This is a genomic window from uncultured Azohydromonas sp., assembly GCF_937926365.1.
Taxonomy (GTDB): Bacteria; Pseudomonadota; Gammaproteobacteria; order Burkholderiales; family Burkholderiaceae_C; genus Azohydromonas.
The window spans coordinates 17,049-27,322 of the sequence record NZ_CALAOH010000051.1; the positions used below are offsets into that span (position 1 = coordinate 17,049).

A 10,274-nucleotide genomic window follows, 5' to 3' on the forward strand; every position below is an offset into this window, starting at 1 on the left:
TCAGCGCAGAAAGAACCCCTCGGGAAACGGGTCGGACTCCTCCAGCACCCACTGGTTGAAGCCGCTGATGTGCGCGCTGCCCGTCACCTCGGTGATGGCGCCGTCCAGGTTGCCCACCCGCACCGCCTGCGTCACCCGGACCTTGAAGCGGCTGCCGACGATGCTGCCGTTGACGTATTCCTGGTTCAGCGCCAATTGCCCGCGCAGGAACAGTTGCGCGGCCCGCCCGGAGGTGCCGGTGCCGGTCGGGGAGCGGTCCACCTCCCGGTCGGCGAATATGCAGACGTTCGACTGATCGACCCCCGCGCAATTCGGGCGGCCGTCGATGATCGTGCCGTACAGCTCGTTCAGGCCGGGCTCCAGCGGGTGCTGGATCTGGACTTTCTGCTTCACGGCCGCCTTGGTTTCGGCGCCGAGCTGGATCAGCGAGCGGACGATTTCAGGCTTGATCTCCAGCCCGGCCTGGTCGCCGTTGATGTAGTAATAGAAGGCGCCGCCGAAAACGATGTCGCCCGAGATGCGCCCGAAGCTGGGCGTTTCCACTTCCACGTCGCGCATGAAGATGAAGGCGGGCACGTTCCTGAAAGTGACCTCGCCCGCCCGGGTGCCGTCCCATTCCACGTGGGCCTCGATGAACCCGGCCGGCGCGTCGAAGCCGATGCGCGTCGTGGGAATTTTCCGCTCGACGTAGCCCATTTCGACCAGCACCTTGCCCAGCGCGATGATGCCGTGGCCGCACATGTCGCTGTAGCCTTCGTTGTGGATGAATATCACGCCGAAATCCGCGCCGGGCGTGGTGGGCGGCAGCAAGTAGGCGCCATACATGTCGGCATGGCCGCGCGGCTCGTTCATCAGGAAGCGGCGCAGGTCGTCGCGGTTTTCCTTCAGCCAGGCGCGTTTTTCCAGGATGTTGTTGCCCGGCACCGGTGGCATGCCGGAAACCAGGATGCGCAGTGGCTCGCCGCCGGTATGGGCGTCGATGGTTTGAATGGTCCGCAGGAAATTCAGCATGGGGTGCTCCGATGGTTTGATTTCAAATGCCGATTTCCACTGACATAAACCTCGTCACACCCGCGAAGGCGGGTGTCCACGCGTACCGGGCAGTATCCCGGCCGGCGTGGATGCCCGCCTTCGCGGGCATGACGGGGACATATTTCAGCTTCGATCGGAAACCAGGTCCAGGTGCCTGATCGCCACCCGCGCCGCCGCCAAATCCCAGGCCGCGGTCCCCACGCTCTTGAACACGATGGGGCGGCTCAAGTCGGCTTGGTTTCGCACGGCGGAAGCCAGTGAGCCCACGCGCGCCCAGTCGATGCCGGCCTGCAGCAGGTCGCCGGCCTCGTGGCGAGCCCCGGCCGGATCGTCGGCGTAAAGGTCGCTGCCATCGAGGGTGGTCTTGCCGATCTCGGCCATTTCCGGCTTGAAAGCGCCCACGCCGATGACCAGTCGGCCCGGCCGGGCCACCTCGTCGTAAATGGCGCGGGTACTGGTGGTCAGCGTGATCACGACCTGTAAATCCTCGGGCAGCCCGCCGTCGCAGATACGCAGGTCCGGATGCACGCCCCGCTGCTGCTCGCAAAAGGCTTGCGCGGCCTCGGGGCTGCGGCTTTTCACCCAAAGGGTGCAGTCCGGGTAGAGCGCATGCAGCGCCTGCACGTGAAACGCCGCCTGTGTGCCGGTGCCGAACAGCAGGATGGACCGGGGCGCCGCGGGCAACAGCCGCTGGATCGCCAGCAGCGACACGGCCGCCGTGCGCCGGCCCGTGACCTCCGGCCCGTCGAGCAGGCACAGCGGCTGGCCGGTGGCGGCATCGCAGGCCGTGACGATGCCGTGGATGGTGGGCAGTTGCCTTTGCGCGTTGGCGGGCTGGACGTTGACCAGCTTGTGGATGCCGATGTCGGCCGCCGTGGCGGGCATGCTCAGCAGCACGCCGCCTTGTCCCAGCGGCAGCACCATGCGTTCCGGGCTGCGGATCGCGCCGGCCTCGACCTCGACGGCGGCACGGGCGATGGTGGCGACCAGTGCGGGATAGGGCAGCGCGGCGGCGGTCTGCGCCTGGTCGCACACGAGCAACTTGGTTGTCGGCGTTGTGGGCTGGTCTGGGTTCATGAGGCGTGGCTGGTGGGGTGGTCGGCGCGAGGCCCGGCCTGTGCGGCCGAACCTGCGAAACAAGAGCCCGCCATTCTCCCGTCAGCCCGGAATCTCGGGCTCCACCAGCGTGGCCAGTTGGGCCAGCGATTCCTGCCAGCCGAGATAGCACATCTCAACCGGAATCGCCTCCGGAATCCCCTCCTGCACGATGCTGAGCTCGGTGCCGCAAGACACCTGGGCCAAGCTCACCGTCACGTGCATTTCGCCGGGCAGGTTCGGGTCGTCAAACCTGTCCGTGTAGCGGATGCGCTCGTTGGGCACCAACTCCAGATACTCGCCGCCGAAGGAATGTTCGCCGCCCGTGCCGAAATTCAGGAACGACATCCTGAACGTGCCGCCGACCTTGGCCTCCATGTGGTGAACCTTGCAGGTGAAACCGTAAGGCGGCAGCCACTTGGCCAGGGCGTCGGCATTGAGAAATGCCTTGTAAACGCGCTCGGGAGGAGCGCGGAGGACGCGGTGGAGGCGGGCGGTACCGGTGGGCATGGACAGTCTCCTTCCAAGAGAGTGGGTGTTTTACTCCTCGCCGCTACCGGCCTGTTGCCGCCTGTTGGCGGCCACCATCACAAAGCACTGCGGCCGACCGAGCTCACCGCCCGATCGGCCGCAGCCAAAGTCCCAGCGCAGGCCCCAGGCCCGTCGCCTCACGTCAGTCCATCAAGCCATCCGAAACGGCAACTCCCGCAGCGGTTTCCCCGTGAGCGAGGCAATGGCGTTGGCAAACGCTGGCGCCAGCGGCGGCAGCCCCGGCTCGCCCATCCCCGTCGGCGGCTCGGCGCTGGGCACCATGTGCACCTCGATGCGCGGCATCGATCCAATGCGCGCCACCTGGTACTCGTGGAAGTTGTGCTGCTGCACTTCGCCGTCCTTGAGCGTGATGGCATTGCCGGGCAGGCAGGTACTCAAACCCATCAGCGCCGCGCCCTGCACCTGCGCCTCGACGCTGCGCGGGTTCACCACCAGGTTGCAGTGCACGCCGGCCGTCACGCGGTGCAGCACGGGCTGGCCGTCCTGCACCGACGCTTCGACCACGTAGGCCACCACCGACTGGAAGGACTCGTGCACCGCCACGCCCCAGGCATGGCCCGCCGGCAGCGTCCTCTTGCCGTAGCCGCTCTTGTCCACCGCCAGCTGCAGCGCGGCGCGATGCCGCTGGTGCTGCGGGCCCATCAGCTTCAGCCGGTAGGCCACCGGGTCCTGCTTCGTGCGGCGGGCGATCTCGTCGATCAGCGTCTCCATCACGTAGGCCGTGTGCGTGGAGCCCACGCTGCGCCACCACAGCACCGGCACGTTCACCTTCGGATGGTGCACGGTCAACCGCATCGGCAGCTCATAGGGATCGCGCATGCCTTCCACCGTAGTGGCGTCGATGCCGTCCTTCACCATCATCGGCTCGAAGGGCGAGCCGGCCGTGATCGACTGCCCGACGATCACGTGGTCCCAGCCCAGCACGCGCCCCTGCTCGTCGAAACCGACGCGCGCCGTGTGCAGGTGCATCGGACGGTAGTAGCCGCCCTGGATGTCGTCCTCGCGGCTCCACAGCGTGCGGATCGGCGCCGCCAGCCCGGCCGCCTGTGCGGCCCTGGCGACCTGGCAGGCCTCGACCACGTAGTCGCTGGTCGGGATGGCTCGGCGCCCGAAGCCGCCGCCGGCCATCTGCACGTGCACCTTCACGTTCTGCGGCGGCACGCCCAGCACCTTGCTCGCGGCCATGCCGTCCAGCCCCGGCATCTGCGAGCCCACCCACAGCTCGGCCTGGCCGTCCTGCAGCCGCACGGTGCAGTTCAGCGGCTCCATCGGCGCGTGCGCGAGGTACGGGAACTGGAATTCGGCCTCGATGAGCTGCGGCGCATTCGCCAGGCCGCTCAGGTCCGCGTCGTACTTGCGCGGGCCGGGCTGCTTCGCGAGGGCGCGGTACTGCTCCAGCTGCCGCGCGCTGTCCACCTTCTCCACGCCGCTGGTGTCCCAGCGCAGCTTCAGGGCCTCGCGGCCGAGCTTGGCCGGCCAGTAGCCGTCGGCGATCACGGCCACGCCGTCGCCACCGCGGTCCACCGGCACGCGCAGCACGGCCTTGACGCCCTTGACGGCGCGGGCCGCGCTCTCGTCCACCTCGGCCAGCTTGGCGCCGAATACCGGCGGATGCGCCACCACGGCGGTCAGCATGCCGGGCAGGCGCACGTCGATGCCGTAGTCCTGCCGCCCGCTGCTCTTGGCCACGGCGTCGAGCCGCCCCGTCGCGTGGCCGATCAGGCGGAACTGCTTCGGGTCCTTCAGCGCCACCTTTTCGGGCACCGGCTGCGCCATCGCGGCCTCGGCCAGCTCGCCATAAGTCAACCGCTTGCCGCCGGGGCCGATCACCACGCCGGCCTGCGTGCGCAGCGACGCGGGGTCGGCCTTCCATTGCGCCGCGGCGGCCGACACCAGCATGGCGCGGGCGCGCGCGCCCAGCTCGCGGTACTGCTGGTAGCTGTGCCTCAGCGCGGTGGAGCCACCGGTGAGGTGCATGCCGAACACCGGGTCGGCATAAGCCGGGTCGTTGCTGCCGTGCACGCTGCGGACCTTGCTCCAGTCCGCATCCAGCTCCTCGGCCAGGATCATCGGCAGCCCGGTCTGCACGCCCTGGCCGAAGTCCAGCCGGTTGATGGTCACCGTCACGATGCCGTCGGCGCCGATCTTCAGGAAGGCCGAAGGCTGCTGCGTGGGCTTCAGGCCCGCGGCGGGCGCCGGGTCGTCGGCCGCGCCGGCCGCCAGCGGGAACGCGCCCAGCGCGAAGCCGCCCGCCGCGGCCAGTTTCAAAAAACTGCGCCGGCCCACGCCGGATGCGGACTCATCGGCCGGGGCCTGGGCGGCCAGCATCGCCTGCAGGGCCTTCGGGAGCGCGGGGGTGGTGGTGTCGAAAAGCATGGTCGGCTGCTCCTTCAGGCCAGCGCCTTGGCGGCGTCGGCGATGGCGGCGCGGATGCGCGCATAGGTGCCGCAGCGGCAGATGTTGCCCGCCATGGCGGCGTCGATCTCGCTCTCGCTGGGCACCTTGCCCTTGGGCAGCGATTTCAGGAAGGCGGTGGCCGACATGATCTGGCCGCTCTGGCAGTAGCCGCACTGCGCCACGTCGTGGCGCACCCAGGCGGCGTGCACGGCTTGCCCCACCTTGTCGTGGCCGTCGGTGACGGATTCGATGGTGGTGATCTTCCTGCCAGCCGCGGCCGACACGGGCGTGACGCAGGCGCGCACGGCCTGCCCGTCCATGTGCACGGTGCAGGCGCCGCACTGCGCCATGCCGCAGCCGAACTTCGTGCCGGTCAGGCCCAGCGTGTCGCGCAGGGCCCAGAGGATGGGCGTGCCGGGATCGACGTCGAGCGCCTGCTCGCGGCCGTTGACGTGAAGTGTGGTCATCGAAGCTCAGGGGTTGGAGGTGGAGGTTGTCCGGTCAGGCCGCTCGTGGCGGGATGCCGGGAAGGTGAGCCGCATTCCAGTTTCGGACGAGGACTCAGATAGCTCCGTCATACCCGCGAAGGCGGGTGTCCACGAACACCAGGCGGCATCCCGGCACGCGTGGATGCCCGCCTGCGCGGGCATGACGAGGTTGTTTCTCAATAGCCATTGCAGATTCGAGTCAGGCCGCCGCGGCCAATGCCTCGGGCATGCATGAAGCGGGCGATGGTTGCGCTGCATACTGGTTCTTGGCCTCGCGCACCGACAGGCTCTGGGGCAGCGCGATGCCGTTCTTCACCGCCAGCAGCTCGGCCATGATGCTCACGGCGATCTCCGGCGGCGTGCGGCTGCCGATGTACAGGCCCACCGGCCCGCGCAGCCGCTGCAGTTGCGCCGGTGCCAATCCGAAATGCTCGGCCAGCCGCGCGCGCCGCGCCGCGTCGTTGCGCCGGCTGCCAATGGCGCCGACGTAGAAGGCGGGGCTCTGCAGCGCCTCCAGCAGCGCCAGGTCGTCAAGCTTGGGGTCGTGCGTGAGCGCCACCACCGCGCTGCGCGCATCGGGCCGGAACGCCGCCACCACGTCGTCGGGCATGCCGCGCACGAGCCGCGCCCCGTCCACGCCCCAATGGCCGGCGTACTCGGGGCGCGGGTCGCACACGGTGACGGTGAAGCCGCTGAACAGCGCCATGGTGGTCAGGCACTCGGCCAGCGCGCCGGCGCCGATGAGCAGCAGCCGATAGGCCGGGCCGAAGGTGTTCACCACCTCGTCCGGCGTCGCATGCGCCTCGGGCGTGGCGGCCTCCGACTGCGAGACGTGGCCGTCGCGCAGCCGCACGCTGCGCCGCATCAGCCGGCCGGCGTCCAATGCCGACACCAGCGCGCCCAGTTGCTCGGCGTCGGGGTCCGGTTCCAGCAGCAGTTCCAGCGTGCCGCCGCAGGGCAGGCCGAAGCGGTGGGCCTCGTCCGCGCTGACGCCGTAGCTCAGCAGCCGCGGCAACCCCTCGGGCATCGCGCCGGCCTGCGCGTGGCGGTGGATCAAATCGTCCTCGATGCAACCACCGGACACCGAGCCCACCACCGCGCCGTCCTCGCGCAGCGCCATCACCGAGCCCACCGGCCGCGGCGACGATCCCCAGGTCCGCACGACCGTCACCAGCATCGCGCGCCGGCCTTGCGCACGCCACCCGGCGAGCGTGCGCAGCACCATCACGTCCACGTGTTCCATGTCACTCCGCCTCGCAGCGCGCAGCGGCCGTGGATGGCCTGATCCTGCGCTTTTCAACGGCGCGAGTGTCGGCGCGGGCCCGCGCGGCCCGTTAGCACGATGCTGCAATTTGTTTGCCTGATTCTCCGGGCCGGCCGCGCCAGGCGGGCCGCCCTTGGATAGCATCGCGCTCGCTCACTGCCCGAGGCCGCGACCATGAACGACACGCTTGCAACCACCGCATCGACCGGGATTCCCGCCGCGCTGGAAGCCCAGCGCTTCGAGGAGGCGCGCACAGGCCTGGTGCAGAGCATCGAGCGCTGGACGAATGGCAGCCAGGTGCACCAGTCGGCGGCCTTGCCCAGCCTGTCGATGTACCGCAGCCACAGCCCGGTCGGCCCGATCTGCGGGCTCTACCAGCCCAGCGTGGGCCTGATCGTGCAGGGCCGCAAGCGCGTGCTGCTGGGCAGCGACCCCTTCGTCTACGACCCGAGCACCTTCCTGGTCACGGCGCTGAACGTGCCGACAGTGACGCACATCCTCGATGCCAGCCGCGAAAAGCCCTTCATGTCGCTGCTGATGACGTTGGACCCGCACGAGATCAACCGCCTGGTGCTGGAAGGCAACTTGCCGCCCGCGCGCGGCCAGGCCAACGAGCGGGCCATGACCACCGGCAGCGTCAAGTGGCCGCTGCTGCGCGCCTTCCAGCGCCTGGTGGACCTGCTGGACGTGCCCGACAGCATCCCGGTGCTGGCGCCGCTGGTGCAGCGCGAGATCCTGTACTGGCTGCTGGTGAGCGACCAGGGCGCGCGGCTGCGCCAGATCGGAGCGACCGGCAGCCATGGGCACCAGATCGGCCGGGCCATCGACCTGCTCAAGACGCATTTCACCGAGGCGCTGCGCGTCGAGGACCTGGCCACCGAGGCGCGCATGAGCGTCTCGACCTTCCATCACCACTTCAAGCAGCTCACCGCCATGAGCCCGCTGCAGTACCGCAAGCGCCTGCAGCTCAACGAGGCGCGGCGCCTGATGTTCGCCGAGCACATCGACGCCTCGACGGCCGCCTACCGCGTCGGCTACGAGAGCCCGTCCCAGTTCAGCCGCGAATACAGCCGCGAGTTCGGCGCGCCGCCCGGGCGGGACATGAGCCTGCTGCGGCAGGCGGCGCTGGAAACGGCCGGGCGGCCCGGCGCGGTGGCGTGAGGTTGCGCCCGCAGCGGCCAGCGCCCGCTATGCCGCCGGTGCGCGGCGCCGCCGCTGCCGCGTCGCCCAGCCGATGACGCCCAGGCCGCACAGCATCAGCGCGTAGCTGCCCGGCTCCGGCACGGGCGTCGCCAGGAAAGGCATGGCCTTGCCGTTGAACAGCCCGGTGCCGACGATCTGCCCCTTGTCGTTGACGTCCAGCCCCTCGCTCAGCACCCACTGGGCGGCGTCGCTGGCCACGAGCAGGCTGTTGAGGTCGTAGCTGCGGCCGTCCCGGTACAGGAAGCCGTGCCGGGCGGCGCCGACCCCGGCCCAGCCGACCGTCCAGCCCAGGCCGTTCAGGTTCTCTGACGCGCGGAAATCCAGCAGTTGCAGGCTGCCATCGGCGTTGCGGATGGCGGACTGGCCGGTGAAGGTGGCGCCCAGGATCTGGCCGGCATCGTTGATGGCGTGGGCGTCCGCCATGCCTTCCAGCAACGACAAGCGGCCATCCTCGTATTTGAAGGCTCCCAGGCTGAATGCGTAGCCGGCCACCGTCTCGGCGTCGTTGAGCAAGAGGTCCCCTATGCGCGAGCCCGTGGGCAGGCCCAGTTCCAGGTAACGGCTTTGCGTACCGTCGTAGTAAAAGGCCCGGTCCCGCCCGGAGCCGGCCACGCCGATGGCATGGCCCCGGTTGTTGAGGCCGCCGTCGCGGCTGTAATCGAGCGCCTCGATGCTGATGTCGATGGCGGGCCGCCCGTCGCCGCGGTAGAGGTAGCTGTGGATGATGTCGTTGCGCGACACCTCGCCATTGACCAGCACCTCGCCGCGGTCGTTGAGGTCCACGACATGGTGCACAAAACCATTGCCCGTGCCGCGAATGGGATGCAGGCCCGATTCGTCCACCGTGTAGGTGCCACCGAAGCCGTCGAAGACGCTGAAGCCGCCCGCCATCACGCCTTGGTTGTTGATCTCCGAGACGGTGTATTCACAACCGCACACCTCGCTGTCGTAATCGGGCACCACGGACGTGACGCGGTATGTCAGCAAGGGGGCCGCCTGCGCGCTGGCCGCGGCCAGCGCCAGCAGCAGGGGAATCGCGTGACTGTTCATGCCTAACCTCCGGCGTGAGTCCAGCCCAACATAGGCGCGGGATCGGCGCGCCGGTCAGCCCTGAACAGCCCTGAGATAGGGCGCCAGATGCCAGCAAATCAAAGTGCCGCATGCGCCACGAAACAGCTGTGCGCCAGGGCAAGACAGGTAACGCGGGTGGGGCAAGGCCCCGGTTTGGACAAGCCTGGTTACCCGGTCTCCGGGGCGCTGCTCACCACGCCGGGCGTCCCGCCTCCGCGGCCTCGCGCCGGGGCCTGAACCACTCCAGCAGGAAGTCCACCAGCGCGCGCGTCTTGGCCGAGAGGTGGCTGCGGGTGGGAAACACCGCGTGGATGTCCGCCCCCGGCAGGCTCCACTCGGTGAGCGGCGGCTGCACGCCCAGCCGCCGCTCCAGTGCCGCCAGCCGCTTGCTCGCCGCCGAGGGCGTCACACCCAGTTCCTGCGCCGCCGCCAGGCCGCCGTGCTTGACCAGCAGGTTGAAGAAGGCCAAGTCCGAGAAGGCGTCCATTGATGAATGAGAGGCACGAAAGATGTGATTCGGTGGAAATCATGTTCCCTGAATTCATCGATAGCATGCCTTCAACCCACAGAGTCCCAGCAGGAGACGACACATGAACGATGCCCGGCTATCCCAAGACCTGTTCCCGGGCTTCCAGGTCCGGGACATCGAGACCGATGCGGGCGTACGCATCCACGCCCGCGTCGGCGGTGACGGGCCGCCGCTGCTGCTGCTGCACGGCCATCCGCAGACGCATGCCCTCTGGCACAAGGTCGCGCCCGCGCTGGCCGAGCGCTTCACGCTGGTGCTGTGCGACCTGCGTGGCTATGGCGACTCCTCCAAGCCCGCGGGCGAGGCGGACCATGCCAACTACGGCAAGCGCGTGATGGCGCGCGACATGCGGCGCGTGATGCAGGCGCTGGGCCACGAGCGCTTCGCCGTGATGGCGCACGACCGCGGCGCGCGCGTGGCGCACCGGCTCGCGGCCGACCATGGCGAGGCGGTGCGCCGCGTGGTGCTGCTGGACATCGCGCCCACGCTCGCCATGTATGAGCAGACGAGTGAAACCTTCGCGCGCGCCTACTGGCACTGGTTCTTCCTGATCCAGCCCGCGCCGCTGCCCGAGTGCCTGATCGAGGCCGTAAGCGCACGGCCATCCCGTGTTGATGAGAACGCATCGAGAGTTAAGGATCGT

General features: G+C 69.1%; 9 protein-coding genes and 1 pseudogene. 2 read left to right on the forward strand and 8 right to left on the reverse strand.

The window, feature by feature from the left end; genetic code table 11:
* From lhpH to Q0741_RS05100, 6 genes are all read right to left on the reverse strand, one after another.
* Positions 1-1,011 carry a trans-3-hydroxy-L-proline dehydratase gene (gene lhpH / locus Q0741_RS05075; protein ID WP_298232107.1) on the reverse strand — a complete coding sequence of 337 codons (1,011 nt, stop codon included), beginning with the start codon at positions 1,009-1,011 and terminating at the stop codon, positions 1-3.
* Positions 1,012-1,155: 144 nt separating this feature from the next.
* A complete protein-coding gene (lhpI, locus tag Q0741_RS05080) occupies positions 1,156-2,109 on the reverse strand; it encodes a bifunctional Delta(1)-pyrroline-2-carboxylate/Delta(1)-piperideine-2-carboxylate reductase (protein WP_298232108.1) in 954 nt (317 codons plus the stop codon).
* 81 nt (positions 2,110-2,190) lie between these two features.
* Positions 2,191-2,637, reverse strand: coding sequence for an SRPBCC family protein (locus Q0741_RS05085; RefSeq protein WP_298232109.1), 447 nt, complete (start codon positions 2,635-2,637; stop codon positions 2,191-2,193).
* 171 nt (positions 2,638-2,808) lie between these two features.
* Complete coding sequence (locus Q0741_RS05090) at positions 2,809-5,055, reverse strand: xanthine dehydrogenase family protein molybdopterin-binding subunit (protein WP_298232110.1); 2,247 nt, start codon at positions 5,053-5,055, stop codon at positions 2,809-2,811.
* A 14-nt stretch (positions 5,056-5,069) separates the two neighbouring features.
* Positions 5,070-5,543 (reverse strand): (2Fe-2S)-binding protein, encoded by a 474-nt coding sequence (locus Q0741_RS05095; RefSeq protein ID WP_298232111.1) that lies wholly within the window; start codon positions 5,541-5,543, stop codon positions 5,070-5,072.
* Positions 5,544-5,763: 220 nt separating this feature from the next.
* The gene (locus Q0741_RS05100) at positions 5,764-6,807 is read right to left on the reverse strand and encodes an XdhC family protein (protein WP_298232112.1); all 1,044 of its coding nucleotides are present in this window, start codon (positions 6,805-6,807) and stop codon (positions 5,764-5,766) included.
* Positions 6,808-7,002: 195 nt separating this feature from the next.
* On the opposite strand from Q0741_RS05100, the gene Q0741_RS05105 reads away from it, so the two are divergent.
* On the forward strand, positions 7,003-7,989 hold the full coding sequence (locus tag Q0741_RS05105) for an AraC family transcriptional regulator (protein ID WP_298232113.1): 987 nt from the start codon (positions 7,003-7,005) through the stop codon (positions 7,987-7,989).
* Between the two features lie 27 nt (positions 7,990-8,016).
* On the opposite strand, the gene Q0741_RS05110 is transcribed toward Q0741_RS05105, so the two are convergent.
* A complete protein-coding gene (locus Q0741_RS05110; protein WP_298232114.1) occupies positions 8,017-9,081 on the reverse strand; it encodes a PEP-CTERM sorting domain-containing protein in 1,065 nt (354 codons plus the stop codon).
* 370 nt (positions 9,082-9,451) lie between these two features.
* Positions 9,452-9,589: pseudogene (locus tag Q0741_RS05120) on the reverse strand (LysR family transcriptional regulator); the annotation flags it as partial.
* A 103-nt stretch (positions 9,590-9,692) separates the two neighbouring features.
* Here Q0741_RS05120 and Q0741_RS05125 point away from each other — a divergent pair.
* On the forward strand, positions 9,693-10,274 hold a 582-nt coding region (locus Q0741_RS05125), incomplete at its 3' end, for an alpha/beta fold hydrolase (RefSeq protein WP_298232115.1).